The organism is Cupriavidus sp. 01L45 (genome assembly GCF_056399885.1).
On sequence record NZ_JBFTSG010000008.1, the window covers coordinates 43,233 to 69,938 of the forward strand.

The 26,706-nt window shown below is 68.2% G+C and carries 22 protein-coding genes; 14 read left to right on the plus strand and 8 right to left on the minus strand.

Annotated features, from left to right (window positions below; translation table 11 throughout):
- The first annotated feature begins 364 nt into the window (after positions 1 to 364).
- From AC1DT6_RS07440 to AC1DT6_RS07450, 3 genes are read left to right on the plus strand one after another with little or no spacing between them, the layout of a single operon-like run.
- A complete protein-coding gene (locus AC1DT6_RS07440) occupies positions 365 to 4,006 on the plus strand; it encodes a hydantoinase B/oxoprolinase family protein (RefSeq protein ID WP_477114578.1) in 3,642 nt (1,213 codons plus the stop codon).
- Positions 4,007 to 4,017: 11 nt separating this feature from the next.
- Entirely contained in the window at positions 4,018 to 4,254 is a 237-nt protein-coding gene (locus AC1DT6_RS07445) for a pyroglutamyl-peptidase I family protein (protein WP_441628780.1), read from the plus strand.
- A gap of 53 nt (positions 4,255 to 4,307) precedes the next feature.
- Entirely contained in the window at positions 4,308 to 5,279 is a 972-nt protein-coding gene (locus AC1DT6_RS07450) for a Bug family tripartite tricarboxylate transporter substrate binding protein (RefSeq protein ID WP_477114579.1), read from the plus strand.
- Positions 5,280 to 5,417: 138 nt separating this feature from the next.
- Here AC1DT6_RS07450 and AC1DT6_RS07455 read toward each other — a convergent pair whose 3' ends face one another.
- Complete coding sequence (locus AC1DT6_RS07455; RefSeq protein WP_441628784.1) at positions 5,418 to 6,239, minus strand: alpha/beta hydrolase; 822 nt, start codon at positions 6,237 to 6,239, stop codon at positions 5,418 to 5,420.
- A gap of 59 nt (positions 6,240 to 6,298) precedes the next feature.
- Complete coding sequence (locus AC1DT6_RS07460) at positions 6,299 to 6,958, minus strand: helix-turn-helix transcriptional regulator (RefSeq protein ID WP_441628786.1); 660 nt, start codon at positions 6,956 to 6,958, stop codon at positions 6,299 to 6,301.
- A gap of 117 nt (positions 6,959 to 7,075) precedes the next feature.
- Between AC1DT6_RS07460 and AC1DT6_RS07465 the strand changes: the two genes are divergently transcribed.
- On the plus strand, positions 7,076 to 7,540 hold the full coding sequence (locus tag AC1DT6_RS07465; protein WP_441628788.1) for a RidA family protein: 465 nt from the start codon (positions 7,076 to 7,078) through the stop codon (positions 7,538 to 7,540).
- Between the two features lie 12 nt (positions 7,541 to 7,552).
- Here AC1DT6_RS07465 and AC1DT6_RS07470 read toward each other — a convergent pair whose 3' ends face one another.
- A complete protein-coding gene (locus tag AC1DT6_RS07470) occupies positions 7,553 to 8,509 on the minus strand; it encodes a LysR family transcriptional regulator (protein ID WP_441628790.1) in 957 nt (318 codons plus the stop codon).
- Positions 8,510 to 8,849: 340 nt separating this feature from the next.
- Here AC1DT6_RS07470 and AC1DT6_RS07475 point away from each other — a divergent pair, with 340 nt between their 5' ends.
- The 7 genes from AC1DT6_RS07475 (at position 8,850) to AC1DT6_RS07505 (ending at position 18,194) form a co-directional block, all read left to right on the plus strand.
- Positions 8,850 to 9,773 carry an alpha/beta hydrolase gene (locus AC1DT6_RS07475; protein WP_441628792.1) on the plus strand — a complete coding sequence of 308 codons (924 nt, stop codon included), beginning with the start codon at positions 8,850 to 8,852 and terminating at the stop codon, positions 9,771 to 9,773.
- Positions 9,774 to 9,912: 139 nt separating this feature from the next.
- Positions 9,913 to 11,220, plus strand: a complete 1,308-nt coding sequence (locus AC1DT6_RS07480) for an efflux RND transporter periplasmic adaptor subunit (RefSeq protein ID WP_441628794.1) — start codon at positions 9,913 to 9,915, stop codon at positions 11,218 to 11,220.
- Between the two features lie 222 nt (positions 11,221 to 11,442).
- Positions 11,443 to 14,634, plus strand: a complete 3,192-nt coding sequence (locus tag AC1DT6_RS07485) for an efflux RND transporter permease subunit (RefSeq protein WP_477114580.1) — start codon at positions 11,443 to 11,445, stop codon at positions 14,632 to 14,634.
- An 11-nt stretch (positions 14,635 to 14,645) separates the two neighbouring features.
- Positions 14,646 to 16,193 carry an efflux transporter outer membrane subunit gene (locus tag AC1DT6_RS07490; RefSeq protein WP_477111217.1) on the plus strand — a complete coding sequence of 516 codons (1,548 nt, stop codon included), beginning with the start codon at positions 14,646 to 14,648 and terminating at the stop codon, positions 16,191 to 16,193.
- A 173-nt stretch (positions 16,194 to 16,366) separates the two neighbouring features.
- Complete coding sequence (locus AC1DT6_RS07495) at positions 16,367 to 16,927, plus strand: SRPBCC family protein (RefSeq protein ID WP_441628800.1); 561 nt, start codon at positions 16,367 to 16,369, stop codon at positions 16,925 to 16,927.
- 77 nt (positions 16,928 to 17,004) lie between these two features.
- Positions 17,005 to 17,268 (plus strand): oxidoreductase-like domain-containing protein, encoded by a 264-nt coding sequence (locus AC1DT6_RS07500; RefSeq protein WP_441628802.1) that lies wholly within the window; start codon positions 17,005 to 17,007, stop codon positions 17,266 to 17,268.
- A 59-nt stretch (positions 17,269 to 17,327) separates the two neighbouring features.
- On the plus strand, positions 17,328 to 18,194 hold the full coding sequence (locus AC1DT6_RS07505; protein ID WP_441628804.1) for an NAD-dependent protein deacetylase: 867 nt from the start codon (positions 17,328 to 17,330) through the stop codon (positions 18,192 to 18,194).
- 52 nt (positions 18,195 to 18,246) lie between these two features.
- On the opposite strand, the gene AC1DT6_RS07510 is transcribed toward AC1DT6_RS07505, so the two are convergent.
- The 4 genes from AC1DT6_RS07510 to AC1DT6_RS07525 form a co-directional block, all read right to left on the minus strand.
- Positions 18,247 to 19,158, minus strand: coding sequence for an alpha/beta hydrolase (locus AC1DT6_RS07510; protein WP_441628806.1), 912 nt, complete (start codon positions 19,156 to 19,158; stop codon positions 18,247 to 18,249).
- Positions 19,159 to 19,281: 123 nt separating this feature from the next.
- A complete protein-coding gene (locus AC1DT6_RS07515; protein WP_441628808.1) occupies positions 19,282 to 20,121 on the minus strand; it encodes an AraC family transcriptional regulator in 840 nt (279 codons plus the stop codon).
- Positions 20,122 to 20,202: 81 nt separating this feature from the next.
- Positions 20,203 to 21,354, minus strand: a complete 1,152-nt coding sequence (locus AC1DT6_RS07520) for a hypothetical protein (protein ID WP_441628810.1) — start codon at positions 21,352 to 21,354, stop codon at positions 20,203 to 20,205.
- A complete protein-coding gene (locus tag AC1DT6_RS07525; protein ID WP_441628812.1) occupies positions 21,351 to 22,085 on the minus strand; it encodes a hypothetical protein in 735 nt (244 codons plus the stop codon). The genes AC1DT6_RS07520 and AC1DT6_RS07525 overlap by 4 nt, the downstream gene beginning before the upstream one ends.
- Before the next feature lie 474 nt (positions 22,086 to 22,559).
- Between AC1DT6_RS07525 and AC1DT6_RS07530 the strand changes: the two genes are divergently transcribed.
- The 3 genes from AC1DT6_RS07530 (at position 22,560) to AC1DT6_RS07540 (ending at position 25,657) form a co-directional block, all read left to right on the plus strand.
- Entirely contained in the window at positions 22,560 to 23,471 is a 912-nt protein-coding gene (locus tag AC1DT6_RS07530) for a LysR family transcriptional regulator (protein WP_035859863.1), read from the plus strand.
- 153 nt (positions 23,472 to 23,624) lie between these two features.
- Entirely contained in the window at positions 23,625 to 24,323 is a 699-nt protein-coding gene (locus tag AC1DT6_RS07535) for a hypothetical protein (RefSeq protein ID WP_441628814.1), read from the plus strand.
- A 74-nt stretch (positions 24,324 to 24,397) separates the two neighbouring features.
- Positions 24,398 to 25,657 (plus strand): MFS transporter, encoded by a 1,260-nt coding sequence (locus AC1DT6_RS07540; RefSeq protein WP_441628846.1) that lies wholly within the window; start codon positions 24,398 to 24,400, stop codon positions 25,655 to 25,657.
- Here AC1DT6_RS07540 and AC1DT6_RS07545 read toward each other — a convergent pair.
- On the minus strand, positions 25,654 to 26,364 hold the full coding sequence (locus AC1DT6_RS07545) for a GntR family transcriptional regulator (protein ID WP_441628848.1): 711 nt from the start codon (positions 26,362 to 26,364) through the stop codon (positions 25,654 to 25,656). The genes AC1DT6_RS07540 and AC1DT6_RS07545 overlap by 4 nt on opposite strands.
- Between the last annotated feature and the right edge of the window lie 342 nt (positions 26,365 to 26,706).

Genomic DNA, 26,706 nt, shown 5'->3' on the forward strand with positions numbered 1-26,706 from the left:
CCTCCGGCGTCTTGGCGAGCTGGTCCATCAGTCCCTGTACTTCGCTGAACGGGCCGCGCTTGCAGCCGTCCTGCATTGTGATGCACGACCAGCGCGGGCACCTTGACCTTGCCGCCGTCCGAGAGCCGGATGGCGATGGCGGCCACCGGCTGCGTACCGCGGCCGGTGCCGGCCAGCCAGACGGGCAGGCTGGCTTGGCTGCGCATTCCCTCCGATCTGCAGGGCGCGTCGGAAATCGCCGCCTGCCCGGCCCGCATCCGGTACCTAGGGAAATCCCCCGGTTCAAATGGTGCAAAACGTTGCCAATTTATCGACAAATCGTGGATATACTGCACGGGCATTTCCACTCGTACTGGCACACATCATGGCAAACGCAATCCTTCCCCGCTGGCAGTTCTGGATCGACCGTGGAGGTACCTTCACCGATGTGGTGGGGCGCCGTCCCGACGGTACCCTCGTCACGCACAAGCTGCTGTCGGAAAACCCGGAGCAGTACCGCGACGCGGCGGTGGCCGGCATCCGCCACCTGCTGGGCCTGGCGTCGGGCAAGCCGGTGACGGCGGACCTGGTCGAATGCGTGAAGATGGGCACCACGGTGGCCACCAATGCCTTGCTGGAACGCAAGGGCGAACCGACGCTGCTGATCACCACGCGCGGCTTCCGCGACGGGCTGCGCATCGCCTACCAGAACCGGCCGCGGCTGTTCGATCGCCATATCGTGCTGCCGGAACTGCTCTACAGCCGGGTGATCGAGGCCCAGGAGCGCATCGGCGCGCACGGCGATGTCGTCGAGCCGCTGGACCAGGACCACCTGCGCGAGCGGCTGTGGGCCGCCTACGATGCAKGGCTGCGCAGCGCGGCCATCGTCTTCATGCACGGCTACCGCTATGCCGCCCACGAGCAGGCCGCGGCGCGCCTGGCACGCGAGGTCGGCTTCACCCAGGTCAGCACCTCGCACGAGACCAGCCCGATGATGAAGTTCGTCAGCCGTGGCGATACCACCGTGGTCGATGCTTACCTGTCGCCGATCCTGCGCCGCTACGTGGACCAGGTGGCCGGCGAGATGCCAGGCGTGCGGCTGCTGTTCATGCAGTCCTCCGGCGGCCTGACCGATGCGCAGGCGTTCCAGGGCAAGGACGCCATCTTGTCCGGCCCGGCTGGCGGCATCGTCGGCATGGCGCGCACCGCGGGGCTGGCGGACCAGGCGCGCGTGATCGGCTTCGACATGGGCGGTACCTCGACCGATGTCAGCCACTACGCGGGAGAATTTGAGCGCGAGTTCGAGACGCAGGTGGCGGGCGTGCGCATGCGCGCGCCGATGATGAGCATCCATACCGTGGCGGCCGGCGGCGGTTCGCTCCTGACCTTCGACGGCGCGCGCTTTCGCGTGGGGCCGGAAAGCGCGGGGGCCAACCCCGGCCCGGCCAGCTATCGGCGCGGTGGGCCGCTGGCGGTCACCGATGCCAACGTGATGCTGGGCAAGATCCAGCCGGCCTGGTTCCCGCACGTGTTCGGCCACGGCGCCGACCAGCCGCTCGACGCGGAGGTGGTGCGCGAGCGTTTCGGCACGCTGGCGCGCGAGAGCGGCCGCCAGGCCGAGGAGGTGGCGCACGGCTTTATCCAGATCGCGGTGCAGCAGATGGCGAACGCCATCAAGAAGATCTCGGTGGCGCGCGGCTATGACGTGACGCGCTACACGCTGCAGTGCTTCGGCGGCGCGGGCGGCCAGCATGCCTGCCTGGTGGCCGATGCGCTGGGCATGACGCGCGTGTTCGTGCACCCGCTGGCGGGCGTGCTGTCGGCCTATGGCATGGGCCTGGCCGACCAGAACGTGATCCGCGAGCAGGCGGTGGAAACCCGCCTAGACGCGGCGGCGTTGCCCGCGATCGACGCGGCCCTGGGGCAACTGGCCGAGGCCGCGCAGACCGAGTTGCGGCGCCAGGCGGCGGGGGATGCACCGGTCGCGGTGCACCGGCGCGTGCACGTGCGCTACGAAGGCAGCGATGCGGCCCTGGTAGTGCCACACGGCGATCTGGACCAGATCGTGCGGGGTTTCGAGTCGGCTTACCGCCAGCGCTTCGCCTTCCTGATGCAGGGCAAGGGCCTGGTGGTGGAGGCGGTGTCGGTCGAGGCCGTGGTGCCGGGCGATGCGCCGGCCGAGCGCGCACACCCGCTGCATCCGGTGCGCGAGGTGCCACGGCGCGGCACCGTGCCGATGTTCACCGCGGGCACCGACGGCGCGCCGGCGTGGCAGGACGCCGCGCTGGTGGTGCGCGAGGACATGCGGCCGGGCGATGTACTGGCCGGCCCGGCCATCATCGCCGAGAAGAACGCCACCACCGTGGTCGAGCCCGGCTGGCAGGCCAGCCTGACGGCGCTGGACCACCTGATGCTCGAACGCACGATGGCGCGGCCGGCGCTGACCGCCGCCGGCACCACGGTGGACCCGGTGCTGCTGGAGGTGTTCAACAACCTCTTCATGAATATCGCCGAGCAGATGGGGCTGCAACTGCAGAACACCGCCTACTCGGTCAACATCAAGGAGCGGCTGGATTTCAGCTGCGCCCTGTTCGACGCCGCCGGCAACCTGATTGCGAATGCGCCGCATATGCCGGTGCACCTGGGTTCGATGGGCGAGAGCATCAAGGCGGTGATCGACGGCAACGCCGGGCGCATGCGCCCGGGCGATGTCTACGTGCTGAACGACCCCTACCACGGTGGCACGCACCTGCCCGACATCACCGTCATCACGCCGGTGTACGTGGGCGAAGGCGCCGAGCCCACCTTCTATGTGGGATCGCGCGGGCACCACGCCGATATCGGCGGCACCACGCCGGGCTCGATGCCGCCGTTCTCGACGCGCATCGAAGAGGAGGGCGTGCAGATCCAGAACTTCAAGCTGGTCGAGGCAGGCCGGCTTCGCGAGGGCGAGATGCTGGCCCTGCTGCGCAGCGGCGAATATCCGTCGCGCAATCCGCAGCAGAACATGGCCGACCTGCGCGCGCAGGTGGCGGCCAACGAGAAGGGGGCGCAGGAACTGCGCCGCATGGTGGACGAGTTCGGGCTCGACGTGGTGCAGGCCTATATGCGCCATGTGCAGGACAACGCCGAGGAATCGGTGCGGCGGGTCATCACGCGGCTGCGCGACGGCGAGTTTACGCTGCCGCTGGACAACGGCGCGCAGATCCGCGTGTCGGTGCGGGTGGATGCCGCCGCGCGCAGCGCCGTGATCGACTTCACCGGCACCAGTGCCCAGCAGGCCAATAACTTCAATGCGCCGCGCGCGGTGTGCATGGCGGCCGTGCTTTATGTCTTCCGTACGCTGGTGCAGGACGATATCCCGCTCAACGCCGGCTGCCTGAAACCCCTGCAGGTGGTCATTCCGCCGGGCTCGATGCTCAATCCCAATCCGCCGGCTTCGGTGGTGGCGGGCAATGTGGAAACCTCCACCTGTATCACCAATGCGCTGTACGGCGCGCTGGGGCTGATGGCGGCGGGGCAGTGCACGATGAACAATTTCACGTTCGGCAACGCGCGCTACCAGTACTACGAGACCATCTCGGGCGGCAGCGGCGCGGGCGGGTTCCATGACGAGACCGGCCAGCTGGCGGGCGGCTTCCACGGCAGCAGCGTGGTGCAGACCCATATGACCAACTCGCGCCTGACCGACCCGGAAGTGCTGGAGTTCCGCTTCCCGGTCCGGCTGGAGGGCTACCGCATCCGCGAGGGTTCGGGCGGCGCCGGCCGCTGGAAGGGCGGCAACGGCGGCGTGCGCCGGGTGCGTTTCCTGGAGCCGATGACCGCCAGCATCCTGTCCAACGGTCGCCACCATGGTGCCTTCGGCATGGCCGGGGGGCAGGCCGGCGCGCCGGGTATCAACCGGGTGGTGCGGGCCGATGGCCGCATCGAGCCGCTGGACCATATCGGCCAGGCGGAGATGCAGCCGGGGGATGTGTTCGAGATCCACACCCCGGGCGGCGGCGGCTTTGGCGGCGGCGCTGCCTGAGGGGGCGAGCGATGAGCGTGCTTGTAACCGGCTTCCAACCCTTCGGTGCCGACAGCATCAACGCATCGTGGGAAGTGGCGCGGGCCCTGGACGGGGTGTGCATCGGGAATGCGCGCTCGGTTGCGCGCATTCCCGACAATGCGGCCACTAGCCCATCGACCGGCTTTTCCACCCTGCCGATCGAGCGGATGGCCGCCGCGCTGCCTCCGGGATCGCACGCCGCTATCGGTTACGGCGCCCTTCATTGAATCTATAGTCGTGCCCTTTGCCGTACGCGGCGCTTTTTTCAGGAGATATCCCCATGTTTGTGAAGCAATGGCTGGCCGCGTGTGCCGCGTTCGCGACCTTGTGCGCGCCCGCGCTCGCTGCCGATTTCCCCACCAAGCCGGTGGTGATCGTGGTGCCTTACGCGGYCGGTGGCGCCGCCGATTTCGTCGCCCGCACCGTTGCCGCGAAGCTGTCGACGCGGTTGAAGCAGCCGGTGGTGGTGGAGAACGTCGGCGGCGCCAGCGGCACCATTGGCGCCGCCAAGGTGGTGGCAGCCGCGCCGGATGGCTATACGCTGCTGCTGGGCTCCGGCAGCGAAGTGTCGATCGCACGCCTGACCAATCCGAAGATCCGCTACGACGGCCAGCGCGACCTTGCGCCGGTGGCGCTGGTCGGCACCCAGCCCCTGGTCCTGGTCGGCAGCAACAGTCTGTCCGCGCGCACCATGGACGAGGTGCTGGCGCTGGCCCGGGCCAACCCCGGCAAGCTGAACTACGGCACTGCCGGCGTCGGCACGCCCCAGCACCTGATGGGCGAACTGATCAATCTCGATGCCAAGGTGAAACTGTTCCACGTGCCCTACAAGGGCGCGGCTCCCATCATCAACGATCTGCTGGGCAAGCAACTGGACCTGGCGGTGGTGACCTTGTCCGGCGCCCAGGCCCATGTGAAGTCCGGCGGCATGCGCGCCATCGCGCTCAGTGAAAAGCGCCGCGCCGCTGCGATGCCGCAGGTGCCCACGGTCAGCGAAACGCGCGGGCTGGAATCGGTCGACATGGGCGTCTGGTCGGGCCTGTTGGCGCCGGCAAAGACGCCGCCGGAAGTGGTCGATCTGCTGAACCGCGAAGTCGGCCAGGTGCTGCGCCAGCCCGATGTGCAGGCGCGCCTGACCGAGGCCGGCTACCGGATCGTCGGCGGCAGCCCCGCATCGTTTGCCGAGTTCATCTCCGCGGAAACGGATAAGTACCGCCGCATCGTGCAGGCGGCTGGCATCCAGGCCGAGTGACAGCACGCCGGGGGCGGGCGCGGCACTGCGCGCGGCCCCGGGAAATTAACGGGTAACGGGTAACGGGTAACGCGCCGGCGCGTGCTCCGCCGGCAATGTCACTTGCCTATCCTGGCGGGTGCAGCCCCAACCTCGCGCCTACCGCTCCCCGATCCACCTCGCCACCGCCTGCACTACCTGCGGCTCGATGCCGTTGAAGCCGTGATACGCCATGGCTTCGCAAGGGTCGCCCACGTTGTTGCCGCCATCGAACTGGATCAGGCCGGCCTTGGGCGTCTTGGCGAGCTTGTCCATCAGTCCCTGTACGTCGCTGAACGGGCAGAGCTTGCAGCCGTCCTGCTCGTGGTGCACGACCAGCACGGGCACCTTGATCTTGCCGAGGTCCATCGCCGGCACCGGGCGGCCGCGTTCCTCGCGAAGGATGGTGGAGGTCAGCACGATGCCGTCGGGGCCGCCGCCGTCCGCGAGCCGGATGGCGATGGCGGCCACCGACTGCGTACCGCGGCTGGTGCCGGCCAGCCATACGGGCAGGCTGGTATGGCCGCGCATCCAGGCGATCACGGCCCTGGCGTCCTCGGCATGCTCGGCGGACTGGCGGAAGCCGTTCAGGAAGGGGGAGGTCAGGTGGTCGCTGGGTGCGTCGATGACCGCAACTGCCAGCCCGTTGTCGACGAAGAGCTGGCGTGCGCGCACCAGGAAGTTGCCGGCACCCCAGCCCAGGCTGCCATTGGGATAAATCTGCAGGCCGCCGTGGCCGCCCGCGTAGAGGATCACGGCGGCCTTGGGCTGCGCGGGCGCGAGGTAGAGGAAGCGCTGCGTCACGCCGGGACGGGTCGGGATATCGACGACCTGTGCCGGCGCCGGCTGTGCCCGCGCCACCAGCGCGCAGAGCAGCAGGGTGGCGCAGAATGCGGCTTGACGCAGCAATCCCATCGGCATGTTTGCGTGGCGGCGGGGCATGGGCTGGGTCTCCGGTTTCTGTTTGCTTTCCGTTTGCTTGCTGTTTGTCCCCCGGCAACCTATGCCGCGGCCCTGACCCGGTACACGCAGCGGCGCGCATCGCTGAGCAGGTGTTCCTCGCGCGTGACCGTCGCCTCGCTGCCGGCGACTTCCTGGAAGATCCGCAGCTCGGCCCGGCAGAATCCCTGGCAGGTCCGCGCCGCGGCGCAGATCGGGCAATGGTCTTCGATCAGCAGCCAGTCCGCCCCGTCCTGCTCCAGGCGTGCCATATAGCCTTCGGCCTGGCGTAGCGCGGCAAGGGTCGCCAGCCGCTGCGCGAGCTGCTCCTGGCCGGCGACGGCGGCAAGGTATTGCTGGCGGGTTTCCGCTTCGCGCTGGCCGATCAGCTTGTCCAGCCCTTCCTCCCCGAACAACTGCCGCACCGAGCCGATCAACTGGATGGTGAGCTGCGCATGGGTATCGGGAAAGCGCCCGTGGCCGCTGGCAGTCAGGGTCCAGTCCTGGCGCGGCCGTCCGGCACCGCTGGCGCTTTGCTGGCGGCCTTCGATCAGTCCGGCGGCGAGCAGCTTCTGCACCTGCTGGCGCGCGGCTTCCGCGGTACCGCCGAGCGCCTGCGCGATCTGCGTGGTCGAGGCCGCGCCCTTGGTCTTCAGCAGGAACAGGATGCGATCACCCGGAGAACCAGTAGGGTTATCCAAGCTTTCTGTTGTGTAATTCATGCGGCGCGCCTAATATCCAAAAACGTTCTTGGATATTAGGGCAGGCGGGCAGCCTTGTCGAGCCTGTCCCGCATCCGGCCAAGCAGCGCATTGCCACCGAAAAAGGAAACTGCATCCATGTCGGCCTCACTAACGCATCCCGCCAAGCGCCAGCTCACCATGCTCAATCCCCTCGGTCTCTACGATCCGAGCGCCAACGGATATTCCCATGTGGCGCTGGTGGCGCCCGGCGCAAGCCTGATCTGCGTGGCCGGGCAGGGCGGCGAGCGGGCGGACGGCAGCTTGCCGGAGAGTTTCGAGGCGCAGGTGCGGCAGGCGCTGGACAACCTGCGCGTGGCGCTGGCCGCCGCCGGCTCGCACTTGCACCAGGTTGCCAGGCTGACCGTACTGGTGGTGGATCACGATGAGGCGCGCCTGCGCGTGCTGGCGGAGGTGCTGGCGCGGGCCTGGGGCGATGCGCCCAAGCCGGCCTGCACGCTGATCCCGGTGCCGCGGCTGGCGCTCGACGGGATGTTGTTCGAGGTGGAAGCGCTGGCCGTGGCGGATGCGTCCAACGTATCCGCCAAGGCCAGCGCGACCTAGCCCGTGGCGCGTTCAGGCCGCCAGTTTGGGCGGCTGGGGCTGCCGGGCCGGCCCAGCCTGTGTTTCCCCGAAATGCGGATGGCGCGCGAACAGCTCGGCTGCCCAGTTGACGAAGACGCGCACCTTGGCCGACAGGTGGCGGTTCTGCGGATACATGGCGGCGATCGGCAGCGAGTCGGTGGGCCAGTCGGCGAGCACCTCCACCAGCCGGCCGCTTTCCACATACGGCAGCGCCATCACGCGCGAGATGCGCGCAATCCCGTGGCCTTCCAGCGCGCAGGCCAGGTAGACGTCGGCGTCGTTGGTGGAAATGGCCGAGGGCAGCAGCATTTCCGTGCGTTGCTCGCCCGCTCCCATCGGCCACGGCATCTCGCGGCCGGTGCGATTGGACAGGTAATTCACGGCCTTGTGCTGCACCAGGTCGCTGGGCTGGGTGGGCGTGCCGTGGCTCTTGAGATAAAGCGGCGAGGCGTAGAAGCCCAGCCGGAGTTGCCCGATGCGGCGCGCCACCATGGTGTCGTCCACCGGATCGCCCACGCGCAGCACCACGTCCACGCCCTCCTTGAGCAGGTCGATGGGTTTGCCGTTGATGGTCAGCTCCATCTTCAGCTCGGGATACGCGGCGAAGAACTCATGCAGCCTGGGGATCAGTACCAGTTGCGCCAGCCCGGCGGTGGTGTCAACGCACAGCGTGCCGCGTGGCGTGTTGTTCTGGTGGGTGAGCGATTGCTCGGCCTCTTCCACGTCCGCCAGGATCCGCACGCAGCGTTCGTAATAGGCGGCGCCGTCGGTGGTGACGCTGATGCGCCGGGTGGTCCGGTGCAGCAGCTTGACGCCCAGGTGCGTTTCCAGGTTCTGGATCAGGCGCGTGAGCGTGGCCTTGGGCAGGTCCAGCGACTCGGCCGCCCGCGCAAAGCTGCCTACATCCACCACGCGGGTAAATGCCTGCATTGATACGAGACGATCCATGTTCACTCCCCCGGATAAGGAAACAGGCAGGTCTGGCCGGCAGGGCAGGCACCCGAATAGGGTGCGCCCCGGCCAGGCGCATGACGGGTTGCGCGTGTGGCGCGGATGCGGAAGTGCGGGAGTGGATCACAAAACGGATGACCTTGCACAGCGAAGGGTTTCCCGATCGTGGAAACCGCCATTATTCCACCTGAGAAACAGTGCATTGGCAAAGCCTCGCTTTATCCCACCTTTATCAACCACCATAATTCGCTGCATCGCAATATGCAATGGAGGCGCCGTTAACGTACCCGTTAGTGCACCCGCTAGTGCACCCGTTAGCGCGCAACAAGTCACCGCCATGTCGCCCACGCAACCGAAATCCGCAGCAGCAGCCTCCGCAGCCGAACTGGCCGAGGGGCATACGACCGAGCATACGGTGGAAAGCAGCGGCCGCACGATCGCGGTGCGCCTGAGCTACCCGCCGGGCTATCCGGCGGGCAAGGCGGCGCCGCTGCTGCCCTGGCTGATCTACCTGCACGCCGGTGGCTTTGTCGACGCCAGCCTGGAGAAGTCCCAGCGCCTGGCACGCTCGCTGGCCGGCACGGTACCCGCGGTGGTGGTGACGCCGGCATACTCGCTGGCCCCCGATTTCCCGTTCCCGGCGGCGCCGGAAGATGCGTTCCATACCGCAGAGTGGGTGTTGCGCCATGCGCGCCGCCTCAAGGTGGACAAGCTGCGCTTTGCCGTGGTGGGTGAGGAGGCGGGCGGCAACCTGGCGATCGCGCTGTCGCAGATGCTGCGCGACCGCGGCTTGCCGGAGCCGCGCGCGCAGTGGCTGATCCGCCCGGTTACCGATCCCTGCCTGCAGCACGCATCGTGCGCGGTGGGGCAAGGCGGGCGCAGCGTGCCGCTGGAAATGCTGCAGCGGCTGGCCGGGTACTACCGCGATTACCTGCCTACCCCGGCCGCCAGCGTGCACCCCTACGCGGCCCCGGCCCTTGCCTCGCGGCTGGCCGGCCTGCCGCCCACACTGATCCAGGTGGCCGAGGAAGATGCGCTGCGTGCCGAAGGCGAAGCCTTCGCCGGCCGCCTGCTGACGGCCGGCGTGCCGTCCGAAGCCCGAATCATGGCCGGTGCCTGTGGCGCCGGCGTGGAAGAATCCCACGACCGATGTCAGGTGTGGATAAACGAAGGCGCGCGCTACCTGCAAGGCTATCTTGCCGGCGACGACGACGCCTCGCCCAAGGCCGAACGCCAGACAGGAGCCAGCCCGCCCGGCTGATCCCGAATTACAAAGCCAAGCCGGCCTGCGCATAGCAGGCGTACCGGGCGCGATCCTTTGCGCGCGCCGGCGGGGGCGTTCGTCCCATTTTTTGCTTTCCAGTTGAAGAAAACCGCAGACGGAATACGGAGTCAAGAAAATGAATCAGCAATATCGACGCACCATGATTGCCCTGGCCATCGTCGCTGTGCTCGGCGCCGGCCTGGCCACCTCGATCTTCAAGCCCTGGCACGCCGGCGAGGCGCAGGCCGTGCCCGCGCCGGCGGCGCCCGCCACGGTGGACGTGGCAAGCGCGCTGGGCAAGACCATCACCGAATGGGATGAGTTCTCCGGCCGTCTCGAAGCCGTGGACCGTGTGGAGATTCGCGCCAGGGTCGGCGGCACCATCGACGCCGTGCACTTCCGCGAAGGCGCGCTGGTGAAGAAGGGCGATCCGCTCTTCACCATCGACCCGCGCCCTTACGCCGCCGAAGTGGCGCGCGCCGAGGCCGCGCTGGCCGCCGCGCAAGTGCGTGCCAGCCACGCGCAGACTGAGCAGGCCCGCGCGCAGCGGCTGGTGCAGGACAACGCGGTATCGCGCCGCGAGTTCGACGAGCGCGACAACGGCGCCCGCGAAGCGGTAGCCAATGTGCGCGCCGCGCAGGCCTCGCTGGAGGTGGCGCGGCTGAACCTGGCCTATACGCGGATCACCGCCCCGGTCAGCGGGCGCGTATCGCGTGCCGAGATCACCGTAGGCAACCTGGTGGCGGCCGGTGCCGGCACGCCGGTGCTGACCACGGTGGTGTCGGTGTCGCCGGTGTACGCCAGCTTTGAACTCGATGAGCAGACCTACCTGCGCTATACGGCGAATACGGCGAATACAGCGGATAAGTCAGATAAGGCGGATACAGCCGGTGGCGCGCCCGGCGCGCAAGGCGGGCAGTCCAGGTTGCCGGTGTTCCTGGGCCTGGCCAACGAGGAGGATTATCCGCGCGAGGGCCGCATCCAGTCGGTGGACAACCGGCTCGACACCAAGAGCGGCACCATCCGCGTGCGGGCCGTGTTCGACAACCCGGACGGCCGCCTGCTGCCGGGCCTGTATGCGCGCATCAAGCTCGGTGGCGGCTCGCCGCACCCGGTGGTGCTGATCAACGACCGCGCCATCGGCACCGACCAGGGCAAGAAGTTCGTGCTGGTACTGGATAGCGCGAACAAGCTGGCCTACCGCGAAGTCACGCTCGGGCCGTCGTACGAAGGGCTGCGCGTAATCCGCCAGGGTTTGAAGGCCGACGAGAAGATCGTGGTCAACGGGCTGCAGCGCGTGCGTCCCGGCGTCACGGTCGCACCCAAGCCGGTCGAGATGGCGTTCAAACGCGAGCTGGAGCAACGTGCCGAATCGGCAGACCGCAAGCAGGCGGCCACGGAGAAAACCACGGACAAGGCAGCCGATGGAAAACCAGTGACCTGAGCCGATCCTGCAAGAGCCGCATGAGCTGAATCTGCCAAGGGTTTGCTCGCTCTCCCGCATGGCGGGAGAGCAACCGGGGGAGAGGGCGGGCGCATCCACAGTGCGCCGGCATTGAAACCACCTCTCCCCGAGGCCAAACCATATTTAGCTTCCCCGCTCCACATGGCGCCTGCATGCCAGGCCGCCAGGGGGAGCCTTTTCGCCAAGACTGCCGAGACTGAGATGAATCTCTCGAAATTCTTTATCGACCGGCCTATCTTTGCCGGCGTGCTATCGGTGCTGATCTTCCTGATCGGCGCCATCTCGATGTTCAAGCTGCCKATCTCGGAGTATCCCGAGGTGGTGCCGCCGTCCGTGGTGGTGCGCGCGCAGTATCCCGGCGCCAACCCCAAGGTGATCGCCGCTACCGTGGCGTCTCCGCTGGAGGAGCAGATCAACGGCGTCGAAGACATGCTCTACATGTCGTCGCAATCCAATAGCGATGGCCTGCTGACGCTGACCGTGACCTTCAAGCTCGGCACCGATCCGGACAAGGCACAGCAACTCGTGCAGAACCGGGTGGCGCAGGCCGAACCGCGCTTGCCGGAGGACGTGCGCCGCCTCGGCATCACCACCGTCAAGAGCTCGCCCGACCTGACCATGGTGGTCCACCTGGTCTCGCCGAACGACCGCTACGACATGACCTACCTGCGCAACTACGCGGTGATCAACGTCAAGGACCGCCTGGCGCGGATCCAGGGCGTGGGCCAGGTGCAGTTGTTCGGCTCGGGCGACTACTCCATGCGCGTGTGGCTGAACCCGGAGAAGATGGCCGAGCGCAAGCTGGCCGCCGCCGACGTGGTCAAGGCCATCCGCGAGCAAAACGTGCAGGTGGCCGCCGGCGTGATCGGCGCCTCGCCGTCGCTGCCGGGCGCCGACCTGCAGCTTTCCGTGAACGCGCAGGGCCGGCTGGAAACGGTCGAGGCCTTCGGCGACATCATCGTGGCGACTTCGCCCGATGGCGGCGTGACGTACCTGAAGGACGTCGCCCGTATCGAGCTGGGCGCATCGGAATACGCGCTGCGCTCGCTGCTGGACAACAAGTCCGCGGTGGCCATTCCCATCTTCCAGGCACCGGGTTCCAACGCCATCCAGATCTCGGATGAGGTCCGCAAGACCATGGAGGAACTCAAGCAGAACTTCCCCGATGGCGTGGACTACAGCATCGTCTATGACCCGACCCAGTTCGTGCGCCATAGTATCRAGGCCGTCACCCACACGCTGTTCGAAGCCATCGCGCTGGTGGTGCTGGTGGTGATCCTGTTCCTGCAGACGTGGCGCGCTTCGGTGATTCCGCTGCTGGCGGTGCCGGTGTCCATCGTGGGTACGTTCGGGCTGATGCACGCGTTTGGCTTCTCCATCAACGCGTTGTCACTCTTCGGGCTGGTGCTGGCGATCGGTATCGTGGTGGATGATGCGATCGTGGTGGTGGAGAACGTCGAGCGGAATATTGCCGAGGGGCTGTCTCCGAAGGAGGCGACGTACAAGGCCATGCGCGAAGTCAGCGGCCCGATCATCGCCATCGCGCTGACGCTGATCGCCGTGTTCGTGCCGCTGGCCTTCATGACGGGCCTGACCGGCCAGTTCTACAAGCAGTTCGCGCTGACCATCGCCATCTCGACCATCATCTCGGCCTTCAACTCGCTGACGCTGTCGCCGGCATTGTCCGCGCTGCTGCTGCGCGGCCACGATGCGCCGAAGGACTGGCTGTCGCGCGCCATGGATCGGGTGCTGGGCGGCTTCTTTGCCCGCTTCAACCGCTTCTTCGGCGCCAGTGCCGACCGTTACGGCAAGGGCGTGAAGGGCGTGATCTCGCGCAAGACCGCGGTGTTCGGCGTGTACGCGGTGATGCTGGCGCTGACCTGGGGCGTGTTCCAGCTGGTGCCCAAGGGCTTCGTGCCGGCGCAGGACAAGCAGTACCTGGTGAGCTTCGCCAAGCTGCCTGACGGCGCCACGCTGGATCGCACCGAGGACGTGATTCGCCAGATGTCCGACATCGCGCTCAAGCAGCCCGGCGTGGAATCGGCGATTGCCTTCCCGGGCCTGTCGATCAACGGCTTCACCAATAGCCCGAGCGCCGGCATCGTGTTCGTCTCGCTCAAGCCGTTTGAAGAACGCAAGACCAAGGAGCTGTCGGGCAATGCCATCGCGCAGCAGCTCAACGGCAAGTACGCTTCGATCCAGGACGCTTTCATCGCCGTGTTCCCGCCGCCGCCGGTCCAGGGCCTGGGCACCATCGGTGGCTTCAAGCTGATGATCGAGGACCGTGCCGCGCTGGGCTACGACGCGCTGTTCGACGCCACCAACGCCTTCACCAACAAGGCGCGCGCCACGCCGGAGCTGGCAGGTATCTTCACCAACTACCAGGTCAACGTGCCGCAGCTCGACGTGAAGCTGGACCGCGTCAAGGCCAAGCAGCTGGGCGTGCCGGTGACGGACGTGTTCGATACACTGCAGACTTACCTCGGCTCGGCCTATGTCAACGACTTCAACAAGTTCGGCCGGACCTACCAGGTCAAGGTGCAGGCGGATGCGCAGTTCCGCGCGCACGCGGAGGACATCCTGCAACTGAAGACGCGCAACACCGCCGGCGAGATGGTGCCGCTGTCGTCGCTGCTCACCGTCAAGCAGGGGTTCGGCCCCGATAGCGTGGTGCGCTACAACGGCTTCACCGCCGCCGACATGAACGGCGGCCCGGCGCCGGGCTTCTCCTCGGGCCAGGCGCAAGCCGCGGCCGAGCGCATCGCCGCCGAGACGCTGCCCAAGGGCATCAAGTTCGAGTGGACCGACCTGACCTACCAGGACATCCTCGCCGGCAATGCGGGCGTGTGGATCTTCCCGCTGTGCGTGCTGCTGGTGTTCCTGGTGCTGGCCGCGCAGTACGAAAGCCTGACGCTGCCGCTGGCCGTGATCCTGATCGTGCCGCTCAGCCTGCTGGCCGCCATGACGGGCGTGTGGCTGACCCGTGGCGACAACAACATCTTCACGCAGATCGGTTTCATCGTCCTGGTGGGGCTGTCGGCGAAGAACGCGATCCTGATCGTGGAGTTTGCGCGGGAGCTGGAGCATGAAGGCCGCTCCATCGTGGCTGCGGCGATCGAAGCCAGCCGCCTGCGTCTGCGCCCGATCCTGATGACGTCGTTCGCGTTCATCATGGGTGTGGTGCCGCTGGTGGTGTCCACCGGCGCCGGCGCGGAGATGCGTCACGCGATGGGCGTGGCGGTGTTCGCGGGGATGCTGGGGGTGACGTTCTTCGGGCTGTTCCTGACGCCGGTGTTCTACGTGGCGCTGCGCATGCTGGCGACACGCGGCGAGCGCCGCAAGGTGTCGGACGCACCGTCGGCGAGCCACAAGGCTATCGCCTCCGCTGAATAAGGATGATCGAAATGAACGCAACCATGACATCCAGGATGACATCGCTACTGCCCGCGGCGCTGCCGCGCCTGGCCACGCTGGCCGTGGCCCTGGTCCTGGCGGGCTGCTCGCTGGCACCGACCTACAAGGTGCCGGAGAGCGCCACCGCCGCCACGCCCGCCTACAAGGAAGCCGAGGCCGCGCAGGCGGAAGGCGCCCAGTGGAAGGTGGCAACCCCGTCCGAAGGCGCGCAGCGCGGCGAATGGTGGAAGATCTTCGGCGATGCCGATCTCGACCGCCTGATTGCCGCGGCGACCGAGTCCAACCAGGATCTCGCCATTGCCGCGGCCCGCGTCAAGCAGGCGCGCGCCTTCACCGGCGTGGCCGAGGCAGACCAGTACCCGCAGCTCAGCGTGGGCCTGGACCCGACCCGCACGCAGCTTTCGGCAGCCTCGCAAGGGCTGCCCGACGGCACGCGCGTATCGCCGCAGACGGTATTGCGGGCGCGCGCCATCGCCGGCTACGAGGTCGACCTGTTCGGCCGCGTGGCCGACAACGTCAAGGCGGCGCGGGCGGAGGGCGAAGCCGCTGAAGACCTGTACCGCTCGGTGCAGCTCGCGCTGCAAGCCGACGTGGCGCAGGCCTACTTTGCGCTGCGCACGCTGGACAGCGAGCGCGACCTGCTCAACGCCACCATCACGCTGCGCGAGGATGCGCTCAAGCTGCTCAAGCGTCGTTTCGACGAAGGCGAGACCACCGATCTCGATCCCGCCCGCGCCGAAGCCGAGCTGGGCACGGCACGGGCGGACCTGGCCGGCATCGAGCGCCGCCGCGCCAACCAGGAGCACGCGCTGGCGGTGCTGACCGGCGCGCCGCCGGGCGCCTTTACGCTGGCTGCGCGGCCGCTCGACGCCGCGCTGATCACGGTGCCGGCAGGACTGCCTTCGGACCTGCTGGAGCGCCGTCCCGATATCGCGCAGGCCGAGCGCCTGATGGCGGCGGCCAACGCGCGCATCGGTGTGGCCAAGTCGGCGTTCTTCCCGCGCATCACGCTGACCGGCTTGTTCGGATTCGAATCGAACGACTTGTCGAACCTGTTCAAGTGGTCGTCGCGTGCCTGGATGCTGGGGCCGCTGATAGGCAGCACGATTGCGCAGCCGATCCTGGACGGCGGCCGCAACAAGGCCAACCTGGCGGCGGCGCGCGCGCAGCACGAGGAAGCGGTGGCGGGCTATCGCCAGAGCGTGCTGACGGCGCTGCGCGAGGTGGAAGACAGCCTGGCCGATGTGCGCTGGCTGAGCCAGCAGGCCGGTGCGCTGGACGGCGCGCTGGGCGGCGCCCGGCGCGCGGCCAGGATCTCGCGCAGCCGGTATGAGGCCGGCGCGGTGGATTACCTGACGGTGATCGACGCCGACCGCACGGTGCTGCAGTCGCAGCGCGAGGCCAACCAGGTGGCCGGGCTGCGCGCTTCCGCGACGGTGGCGCTGGTGCGCAGGCTGGGTGGCGGTTGGGGGCCCTTGCCCGAGGCCACGCCCGAGATGGCACAGGCAGGCCCCGGCCCGCTGGCCGCGAGCCACTAAGCGCGTCTGCAAGCCGCGGCAACCGCCCTCGCGCGGTTGCCGCGCTTCATCCGATGCCGGCCCGACGCGGCCGGCAAAGCTGACTAAACTGGAAGCATCGCGGCCACACGCGCCGGAAGGGCCGCTGGCATTGCCGCAGTTGTCCTGCGCGCCATCCTTTCACGTTGCTCGCCATGAGACCGCACCGAACCCTTTTTGCTGCGCTGCTCATCCTGGTGGGCGCGGCCGCCATCCTGCTGCTGCCTGTGCCCCGCGCCTGGCGCGACGTTACGCATATCGTCAACGAGGTGACGATCGCGCAACCCGACGCGGTGGTCTTCGATTACGTCTCCACGCCCGCCAGCTGGCCCGACTGGCATCCGTCATCCCTGGCGGTGGCCGGCGCGGCGGATCATCCGCTGGTGCCTGGCGAGCAGGTTACCGAGACCTTCCTGGTGGCCGGGCGGCGTGGCAAGGTGGTGTGGACCGTGGTCGAGCGCAGCCGCCCCTCCGTCTGGATGATCCAGGGCACCATCGACGGGCGCGAGGCGGGAACGGTGCGCTACACGCTCGCCCCGACGCCGCAGGGCACGCGCTTCCGGCGCGACTTCAGCTACGCGGCGCCGAACCTTCTTTTCGCGCTGACCAACCGCCTGCTGCTGCGCAAGCGCATCGAGGCCGAATCCACCGAGGCGGTCACCCGGCTGCGCGCGGTGCTGGAAGCCCGCAAGCCCGCGGCCGGGACGGGCGGCTGACCAGTGCGCCGCCTTTGCCGCCGGGATTGCCGGTCCGGGGCGTACCGTATACTGATCGGGCAAATCAATCGGAGCAGATGGTGTCGGAAGAAAACCCGGCGTCCAAGGCAGGACGCAACCCAGAACCAGTGAACGCGCCGGAGCCGGCAGCGGCGGCATTGCCGCCCAGGCCTGTTGCCCCGCCGACGCCGGATATCAACGATTGCTGCGGCAATGGCTGCGAGCCCTGCATTTTCGACCTGCACGCCGAGGCGATGGAGCGCTATCGCGCCGAACTCAAGGCGTGGCTGGCGCTCGCCGGCCAGACGGCGGACACCAGCGCGGGTGGCCCCGTTTTCTGAGCCGCCGGCGCCGGTTCGCCTGGCGAATACGCCACACGCAACGCACAAGGAGCCCCCCCGTGCCCGTGCCCGTTACCGACCAGCCTGTCCTGGCCGATCTCCATGCGTTCGTGCGGGGCCATCCCCGCCTGCTCGTACTGACCGGGGCCGGCATCAGCACCGATTCCGGCATCCCCGGCTACCGCGACGCGCAGGGCAACTGGCAGCGCACGCCGCCCGTGCAGGCGCAGGACTTCTTCCGCTCGCACGCGGTGCGCCAGCGCTATTGGGCGCGCAGCATGCTGGGCTGGCCGGTGCTTGCCAATGCGCAGCCGAACGCCGCGCACTTCGCGCTGGCGCAATTGCAAACCGCCGGCTTCCTGCGCCAGCTGGTGACGCAGAACGTGGACGGCCTGCACCAGCGCGCCGGCAGTACCGGCGTGATCGAACTGCACGGCCATGTTGGCAGCGTGATCTGCCTGGCTTGCGGCACGCGCCGGACACGGGCCTCGCTGCAATCGCAGCTGGAAGCCGAGAACCCCGACCTGGCGGCGTTGCGCGCCTTGCCCGCCTCCGATGGCGACGCCCATCTTGAACTGGCCAGCTTCGAGGCGGTACGCATTCCCGCCTGCGGACATTGCGGCGGCGTGCTGAAACCCGACGTGGTGTTCTTCGGGGAATCCGTGCCGAGGGAACGCGTGGATGCCAGCATGCTGGCGCTGGCGCAGGCCGATGCACTGCTGGTGATCGGTTCGTCGCTGACGGTGTTCTCGGGCTACCGCTTCTGCCTCGCCGCCGGCAAGCTGGGCAAGCCTGTCGCCGCGATCAACCTCGGCCAGACCCGTGCGGATGCGCTGCTCGCGCTGAAGGTGGATGTGTCTTGCGCGGCGGCGCTGACGGACCTGGTAGCGCGGCTGGACCTGCCCGCAGGCGCCGCCGGCTACTGAGGGGCCCCTGTGCAAAGGCTGCGGCGGGGCGCTGCCGCGGCCTTTGTCGTGGTCAGGCCTTCAGATGCCTGGCGAACCATTCGCGCGCGGCCTGGCTGGTCGTCTCGAAGTGCTCCAGGTATGGCGTGAAGTGGCCGCCGGGAATCATCAGCAATTGCTTGGGCTGCAGGGCTTGTTCATAGGCGGCCAGGCACAGGTCGGTGGCGGTCAGCACATCCCTGTCGGCGACGATCATCAGCAGTGGTGTCGGGCTGATGCGGGCTATGTGGATGCCCGGTTCGTTTTCCCGTGCCATCTCCGCGCTGCGCAGCGTGACCTCGTTGCGCCAGTTGGGCGCGAAGGCGGCGGTACCGGTGAAGAACTGATAGCTGTCGGCCCCGGCCATGGCGCACGGCGTGGCGGGATCCGCGCTGACGGCCGCCAGCATGGCCGGGGCTTCGCCGCGAAAGCGCGCCAGCCGGTCGGCTTCGAAGGACGCCAGGGCTGCCGGCACCAGGTCGGCGCGCGTGCGGCGCAACGCCGACAGGTAGCCGCTGATCTGCGGCACCTGCGATACCACGCATCCGACGCGCCGGTCCAGCGCCGCCACCTCGAGCACGTGGCCGCCGCTGTAGCTGCTGCCCCAGATGCCAATGCGGTCATGCGCAATGCCGGGCAGGCCGCACAGGTAGCTGATGGCATCGCGATAGCCGCGTTTTTGCAGCGCCGGGTCCACCTCCTGCCGGGGCGCGCCTTCGCTGGCGCCGAAGTTGCGGTGGTCGTAGACCAGCACCGCAAAGCCGGCGGCGGCGAAGACTTCGGCGTAACGGTCCAGGTACTGCTCCTTGACAGCGGAAAAGCCGTGCGCCATGACGATGGCGGGGCAGGCGTCCGCCGGCGTTTCATTGGCTTCATGCCGGGCTTCGTAGAGCCACCCGCGCAGGGTGACGCCCTCGGAGACGAATTCGATATCCGTACGTGCCATGTCCTGTTCCTGATCCTGTTCCTGTTGCCGTGGCGGTTCCCCGTTCCCCGCATCCCGCTCGCGGGAGCGCATGCCTGTCACGATACGCCTGGAGCGGCCCGGCCTCTGCGCGGCCCAGGTCAATCACTGCGCCGGATCGGACATCCTGGCGTATTGGCTGGGCGTGGTGCCCGTATAGCGCCGGAACATGGTGGCGAAGGCGCCGGCCGTGTCGTAGCCCAGGTCGGCGGCGATGGTGGCGACCGGCTCACCCGCCGCGAGGCGTGGCAGGGCGTACAAGAGGCGCGCCTGCTGGCGCCAGTGCACGAAGGAGATGCCTGTCCCGGCCACGAACAGCCGCGCCAGCGTACGGCTCGATGCGCCCACCTCCCGCGCCCACTCTGCCAGCGTGCGCGCATCGGCGGGATTCTCGCGCAGCGCGCCGCAGATGCGCGCAAGGCGGCGGTCCTGGCTGGCGGGCAGGCACAGCGGCTGCTCCGGCGACCATGCGAGTTCATCCAGCAGCACGCCGAGCAGGCGGTCTTCGCGTGCGGTGCCGGCGGGACCGAGCGGTAGCGCGGCGGCGCGCAGCATCAGTTCGCGCAGCAGGGGCGAGACATTGACCAGTTGCGGCAGCGCCGGCGTGGCCGCCGGGCACGCTTCGGGGCGGATATAGAGCGTGCGCAGCGATACCATGCCGCGGGCGCGCATGCCGTGCTGCACGCCTGCCGGCATCCATAGCGCGCGCTGCGGCGGGACCAGCCACAATGACTGGCCGGCCGTGACCTCGACCACCCCGGCAACCGCATAGATCAGTTGCGCGCGCTCGTGCCGATGGGCCGCAACCACGACGCCGTCGGGGAATTCCTTGGGCATGACCGCGGCCGGGCGCGCGCCATGCTGGTAGTCGAGCGGATTGGTGCTCTTTGGCGGGTTGGCGGCAGCGCGCGGTCCGGAGGCTGCGTCTTTGCGCGGAGGAGGCATGGCGTAGGACGAGGATGGCGCTGGTGCAAGAGCGATGCCATTGCCGCCAGCGAAATCCGGATTGTACGCAGCGCGCCGTGCTCAGGGATTGGGCCGGGCGAGCGGATTGCCGGGACCGGGTGCTGGCAGTGCTTGCCGCGCATCGTCCGCGTGCAGCGTGAAGCTGCCCGCCGCGTCGGGTCCGCCGACGATCTGCAGGCCTTGCCGCAGCAGCCAGGAACGGATCTCGGCCTCGGTGGCTTCCGGGCGGAACTGCGCGCGGATGTCGTTGCCGCCGGTGCCAGGGGCCCGGGGCGCCGCCGCCGGCGTTGCGCTGTCGCTGTTGTAGCGCCACAGCAGCAGGCCGGATTGCAGGATGGCCAGGGCGGCGGCAAGGGCTGCAAAGGGCCTGACCCAGCGGCCACCGCTGGCGGGGCCAGCCGGGGCGGCTGGTGGATGCGGCATGGGCCTTTCTTTCCTGCCCTCGCTGCTGCCGGCCGTGCTTGCCATTGTGTCTTGCGCACAGTCCGGCCGCCCGCCGCGCGCCGCCGGTTGGGTTACCGGTTGCGGCACCGGCAGCGCCACCTCAAGGCCAAAGCTGGCAATGCCGCGCGCCAGCAATCCACGGTAGGCATGGCGAGGATCATCGGGCCCGGCCAGCGGCGAGCCGGTCAGCGCATAGCCGCCCGGTACCTCGGCGCGGGCGACCACGCCTGGCCGTGCCAGGTTGCCGGCAGCGGCACCGCGATCCCATTCGCCGAGCCAGCGCACCATCGCCATGCGCTCGGCCGCGAGTACACCGAGGCAGGCGCCAAGCTGGTCGGCACGCGCCTGCACCCGCATGGCACAGCACACCATGCCGAGGCGCGGATCGAGCGGATCGTCGCCTTGCTCCAGCACCATGTCCATGGAGCCGGCATAGGCAGGGTCGGGCGTGGCGAGCCAGCCTTGCCAGCATTGTCCAGCGGGGCTCCAGCGGTCGAGCAGGACCGCGCCGAAGGCGGGGGCGTGGCGCAGCGCGCGGAACTGGCCGGGCGCCAGCGCCAGGGCGCGCAGGCTACGGGCCTGGGCCGAGCGCTCGAAGGCCGCGGCGAGCGCGGGCGGGATGGGCAGCGCTGTCCAGTCGGTGCCGGCCGCGGCGGTAGCGCCGTCCGCCTGGAGGGCGGGCAGCGGGCCCTCGTCGGCGACCTTGGCGGCATTGCCGGCTTCGAGCCGCGCGGCGACAACGCTCAGGCAGGGGTGGAGGGTGCTCATGCCGTGCGCTGGCTGGCGGCGGGGTCCGCCTGCCTTGCCTGCTCTGTCAATGCAATCGTGCAGAGAATGTCCAGCAGGGCTTGCGCGGCCTCGGTGTCGCCGCGGTTGGCGGGATCGAGGGGGGTGGTTCGCGTGCCGCTGCACAGCGTCTGCGTAAGCCAGCGGCTCAGCAGGGTCTGGCTGTGCGCCGGCGCCAGGTTCTGGCGCGCCGTGGAAAGGCGATCGCCGCCACGACGATGCACCAGCCCGAGCGAACCGGCGCCAAAGTGCCCGGCGGCAATACGTGCGGCCAGGCTGCCGCTCACCGTGCCGCCGCAACCGCAGGCGCGCAACAGCAAACGCGAGGCCTCGGGCAAGCCAGCCAGGAAAGCCCTGGCGCCGGCTTCGGCGGATTCGGGGCTGACGCCATACGCGTCGAGGCTGGCGCGATGGATCTGCCCGGCGCCCGGCTCGCAGGGCGGGTTCGCGAAGGGCGGCATGTCTGGCATGCCGCTGCGCTGCAGGTCGAGCAGGAAGCGGCGGAAGTAAAGGCGCAGGTCGTCCGCGTGCGCGGGGCCGTTGCGCCCCTCGCCGGGCATCACGCGCTCGATGAAGAACTGATGGCGCAGATCGGGCAAGGCGTCGTCGAGCGACGCGGCCTCGCGCGGGCGGTAGTTAGCCAGAACAGCCATCACGCGTTGATAGAACTCTTCCCACGCATCGCGCGAGAGCGTCTCCCGAGTGTTCCACAACGCCTTGATCCTGGGAAAGTGCTCCGAAGACAAGACTGGACCTTTCTATGGTTGTTGCTCTTGTTGTTTTTTCAGCGCTGGCTCTGTTTTGCCTGCCMGTCGCAGGCCGCATCCCTTGCCTGCCGGCAGAGCGGACGCGCATTGTAGCGCTTGCGCGCGAGGAAAAAGCGCACGCGGCGGCGCTTATCCGGTCCTTGCCGCGCCCCGGCTTACGCCCACTGGGCTCCTGCGGGCACCACCCCACGTCAGAGGGGATGTTTGTTGTGCTGCACATGACACCGATGGCGCCAGGGCAAGCTAGGGAATGCCACTACAGCACTGGCGCGGATATTGCATACAATCTCCCTGTTAATTCTGTGAAATTTCACAAGGCGATAAACATGCATTTGCCGGAACCGGACCAACCTGGTCGGGAGCAGGTTTGACGGAAGGGGCGCACCACTGTGGGGCGCGGCCGGGCCGGGGTGCCGCGCCATGAACACGCGCTTCGTCGAAGCCTTCATGTGGGTGGCCCGCCTCGGCAGCTTTCGCGCGGCGGCCGAGAAGCTGCATATCACCCAGGCCGCGATGTCCAATCGCATTGCCTCGCTGGAGCAGGAAATCGGCGCGCGCGTGTTCGAGCGCGAGGCGCGCGACCTGCGGCTCACGCCAGTGGGCCTGCGCCTGCTGGGTTACGGCGAACGGCTGCTGGAACTGCAGCGGGAGATCATGGTGCTGGGCCGCTCGGGCCATGAGTTGCTGGGGCTGGTGCGCATCGGCGCCATCGAGAGCGTGGTGCATACCTGGCTGGTGGATTTCCTGCGGCATCTGCAATCGTCCTATCCCGGTATCGAGGTGCAGATCACTTCGGAAACCACCGAAGGCCTGCACAAGACCTTGCGTGCCGGCGGCATCGATATCGCCTTGCAGACCGATCCCGCGGTGGGCGAGGGCATCACCAGCACGCCGTGCCTGCCGATGGCGATAGGGTGGATCGGGCCGGCCGGGACGGCACAGCCGGGTGAAGGAAAGCTGGCCTCGCTGCTGCAGCACCCGACCATCACCATGAGTCCCGGTTCGCAGCCGCACCTGGCGCTCAAGGAGCTGTACCGCAAGGCGGGGTTGCCGGTCGGCAAAGTGCACTGCGTCAGTTCCATCGCGGCCATCGTGCGCCTGGTGAAAGCCGGCTTTGGCAATGCGCTGATGCCGCTGGCGCCCGTGCGCGAAGAAGTCGAGCGCGGCGAGCTGCGCGTGATTGCGTGCGACGTGCCGCTGCCGCATCAGCGTCTGGTGGTAAGCCATCTCGATCACGCCGCGTCGGAGGCGATCCGGCTGGTCGCGGAGCTTGCGTGCCGCGAATCGGATCGCTTCGTGCGCTCGCTGCCCGCACCGTTCGCGCCGGAGTGAAGCTCCGCAGTGCGCTACGCTGGTGCGCGAACGCGGCCGGGTCGAACAGAAAAACTGATCGGAAACACGAAGAAAAACCCGTTTGTCGCGCGCGGTGATCGCGCCGATCATCAACTCACCGCTTTGGAATCAGCGTGGCAACCGGAGAGTTTGATGAGCGAGATGTTTGCGACCGAGAGTTTGGCGATGGAACGCCTGGCGGGGATCGCCCCGCAGGGCATGTTGTTCGTCGCGTCCAATGTGGACGCGGCCGATGAGGCAGATTTCAATCAGTGGTACGACCGCGAGCATGTCGAGGAGCGCGCCCGTATCGAAGGCTTTATCTCCGCGGCGCGCTATGAGGCCGTGCAGGGCGGCCCGAAGTATCTCGGCCTGTATCGCACCGAGTCGCTTGCGGCATTCACGTCCGCGGCCTACCAGGCGGCGTTCCGCCGCCAGACGCCGTGGTCCGTGGCCAACCTGGCGCGCATGCGCCAGCCGATGCGCCGCGTGAGCGAAGTCACCGCCACGGTCGGGCAGGGCAGCGGCAGCTGGCTCGCCGTATTGCCGCTGGCGCAGCCGGAGGACGCGCTGGCGCTGGTCGATCTCGCTGGCGAGGTGGGCGGGCAACTCTCCGCGCGGGCCGGTTTCGTCCAGTCCTACCTGCTGATGCCGGACGCGGAGCTGAGCCAGCCCTTGCCGAAGGAATGCCTGGCGGACCGGCAGTTGCTGCCCATCCTGGTGATCGAGAGCAGCGCCGCAGCCGCGAGCGAACTGGCATTGCAAGAAGCCGCTGAACGGCTGGGCGCCTCGCTGCAGCAGGCTGCCCGCTACGCACTCAAGTGGAAGCTCTTCGCGCGGGAGGTGGTGTGATGCACAACGCCAACACGATTTCCGCCGCGCCGGGCGCATCCGGTGCCGCCGCTACCGGCACCGCCGCGCCGAAGATGGGCCGCCTGGCCGCGGCCAGCACCATCGGCACCACGCTGGAATGGTACGACTTCACCGTCTATAACCTGATGGCCGCGCTGGTGTTCAACGCGGTTTTCTTCCCTTCGTTCGATCCGCTCACCGGCACGATCCTGGCGTTCTCCACCTACGCGGTGGGCTATGTCTCGCGCCCGCTTGGCGGCGTGTTGTTCGGGCACCTTGGCGACAAGCTCGGCCGGCGCTTCGTGCTGGTCGCCACGCTGGTCCTGATGGGCGTGGCCACGGGCCTGATGGGTCTGCTGCCCACCTACATGTCGTGGGGCATCTGGAGCCCGATCCTGCTGGTGGCGCTGCGCTTCCTGCAAGGGGCGGCCATCGGCGGCGAATGGGCGGGCGCGGTCCTGCTGTCGATGGAACACGGCGAGCAGCACCAGCGCGGGCGCAATGCTTCCTTTACCCAGGTGGGGCCGTCGTGCGGCACGCTGCTGGGCACTGGCTTTATCGCCGTGGTTTCGCTGTGGCTGAGCCCGGAGGACTTCCAGGCCTGGGGCTGGCGCATTCCGTTCCTGTCGAGCGTGCTGCTGGTCGTCTTTGGGTTGTGGCTGCGCAAGGGCGTTGAGGAAACGCCGATGTTCAGGGAGATGGAGGCGCGCAAGAGCACGGCCAAGACCCCGATCAAGGAAGTGTTCGTGGATCACTGGCGGCGCCTGCTGCTGGCCGGCGGCGTGCGCATTGGCTCCGACGTGCTCTATGCGCTGGTGGTGGTATTCACGCTGACCTACGTGACCAGCGTGCTGCACCTGTCCCGGCCGCTGGCGCTGACCGCGACCATGATCGGGGCGGCGTGCAACGCCATTGCGGTGCCTTTGTTCGGCAGCCTGTCGGACCGGCTCGGGCGCAGGCCAGTGTATATCGCCGGCGCCTTGCTGGCGGTGGTGTGGGCCTTCGTCTTCTTCCGGCTGATGGACAGCGCGCAGCCGCTGCAGATCTGCGCGGCAGTGGTGGTCGGGCTGATCATCCACGCCATGATGTACGGCCCGCAGGCGGCCTTCGTGACCGAGCAGTTCCCCACGCGGGTGCGCTATGCCGGGTCGTCGCTGGCCTATACGCTGGCCGGCATCGTGGGGGGCGGTTTCGCGCCGCTGATCATCGCCAGCCTGTACAAGTCGTATGGCTCGACGCTGGCAATCTCGCTGTATGTCAGTGCCGCCCTGGCGTTGACGCTGGTGGCTTTGCTGGCCGCCCGGGAAACGGCGAACAAGCCGCTGGAGCGCTAAGCCTGGTCCGCCGCCGCGAAGACGGTTTCGCGGCGGCCTTGCAGCAAGGACTGGCGAAAAGAAAGCACATGTGCCGTGACCGAGCTGGCCGCCGCCGCGGCATCGCCGTCGCGCAGCGCCTGCAGGATGGCGCGGTGCTCGGCGCCGACTTCGCCCAGGTGCCCTTCGGACGACAGCGAGATGGCCCAGAAGCGTTGCGAGCGCGCGTGCAGCACCTTGAGGATCTCGATCAGGATCGGGTTACCCGAAATTTCCGCGATCTGTTCATGGAACAACCGGTCCAGGTGGGTCACCTGCGGCAGGTCGCGCTGCGCCACGGCATCGTCGACCTGGCGCAGGATGGCCTCGAGTTTCTGCAAACCGGCGGGGGTGATGCGCTCGGCGGCCAGCCTGGCGCACAGCGTTTCGTTGGCCAGCCGTACGTCGATCAGGTGCAGGGCGTCGTCGATGGAAAGCGGTGCGACCACCACGCCCTTGCGCGGCAGGATCTGCACCAGCCCTTCGTTGGCGAGCCGGTGCAGCGCCTGGTTGATCGGCGTGCGGCCAATGTCGAGATCGTCCACCAGGGTGGAGATATTGAGATGCTCGCCGGGACGGTAGACCAGCGTGGTCAGCCGCTCCCGCAGGCCGGTGTAGGCCCGCTCATTCTGCGATGGTTCTTCAGTCCTGGTCCGGGCGCGCGATGAGCCGGCGCTACGGCGATCCACTGATGGCAAAACTCTCTCCCGACAACACGGCGATGCGTGCAAGGGCGATATCGTACTACCAAAAGCCGGCGCGAACGCCTGGCCTTACGCTCACGGTGCCTGGCGGTGCCGAAGACGTCTTTCCATGTGGATGCCGGCGCCCGTGGCTGGGGAACTGTGGCACGCGCTGCTTTGCCGTCTGGGCGATGGCGACGACCTTGCCGCCCTTGACCTGGGGCAGGGCCGCGTTGGTCTGGTTGAACATGCCATCGACCTGCCCGCCCATCACTTCGGTCAGTGCCGGACCGGCGCTTTATAGGACACCGGCGTCACCTTGCCCGGGTTGGCACTGGCGAAAGCGAC

Excerpts from the sequence above, each read along its gene's own strand:
- AC1DT6_RS07445 (WP_441628780.1), top strand. The coding sequence starts at position 4,018 with ATGAGCGTGCTTGTAACCGGCTTCCAACCCTTCGGTGCCGACAGCATC.
- AC1DT6_RS07455 (WP_441628784.1), bottom strand. The coding sequence starts at position 6,239 with ATGCCCCGCCGCCACGCAAACATGCCGATGGGATTGCTGCGTCAAGCC.
- AC1DT6_RS07460 (WP_441628786.1), bottom strand. The coding sequence starts at position 6,958 with ATGAATTACACAACAGAAAGCTTGGATAACCCTACTGGTTCTCCGGGT.
- AC1DT6_RS07465 (WP_441628788.1), top strand. The coding sequence starts at position 7,076 with ATGTCGGCCTCACTAACGCATCCCGCCAAGCGCCAGCTCACCATGCTC.
- AC1DT6_RS07470 (WP_441628790.1), bottom strand. The coding sequence starts at position 8,509 with ATGGATCGTCTCGTATCAATGCAGGCATTTACCCGCGTGGTGGATGTA.
- AC1DT6_RS07475 (WP_441628792.1), top strand. The coding sequence starts at position 8,850 with ATGTCGCCCACGCAACCGAAATCCGCAGCAGCAGCCTCCGCAGCCGAA.
- AC1DT6_RS07480 (WP_441628794.1), top strand. The coding sequence starts at position 9,913 with ATGAATCAGCAATATCGACGCACCATGATTGCCCTGGCCATCGTCGCT.
- AC1DT6_RS07490 (WP_477111217.1), top strand. The coding sequence starts at position 14,646 with ATGAACGCAACCATGACATCCAGGATGACATCGCTACTGCCCGCGGCG.
- AC1DT6_RS07495 (WP_441628800.1), top strand. The coding sequence starts at position 16,367 with ATGAGACCGCACCGAACCCTTTTTGCTGCGCTGCTCATCCTGGTGGGC.
- AC1DT6_RS07500 (WP_441628802.1), top strand. The coding sequence starts at position 17,005 with ATGGTGTCGGAAGAAAACCCGGCGTCCAAGGCAGGACGCAACCCAGAA.
- AC1DT6_RS07510 (WP_441628806.1), bottom strand. The coding sequence starts at position 19,158 with ATGGCACGTACGGATATCGAATTCGTCTCCGAGGGCGTCACCCTGCGC.
- AC1DT6_RS07515 (WP_441628808.1), bottom strand. The coding sequence starts at position 20,121 with ATGCCTCCTCCGCGCAAAGACGCAGCCTCCGGACCGCGCGCTGCCGCC.
- AC1DT6_RS07520 (WP_441628810.1), bottom strand. The coding sequence starts at position 21,354 with ATGAGCACCCTCCACCCCTGCCTGAGCGTTGTCGCCGCGCGGCTCGAA.
- AC1DT6_RS07530 (WP_035859863.1), top strand. The coding sequence starts at position 22,560 with ATGAACACGCGCTTCGTCGAAGCCTTCATGTGGGTGGCCCGCCTCGGC.
- AC1DT6_RS07535 (WP_441628814.1), top strand. The coding sequence starts at position 23,625 with ATGAGCGAGATGTTTGCGACCGAGAGTTTGGCGATGGAACGCCTGGCG.
- AC1DT6_RS07540 (WP_441628846.1), top strand. The coding sequence starts at position 24,398 with ATGGGCCGCCTGGCCGCGGCCAGCACCATCGGCACCACGCTGGAATGG.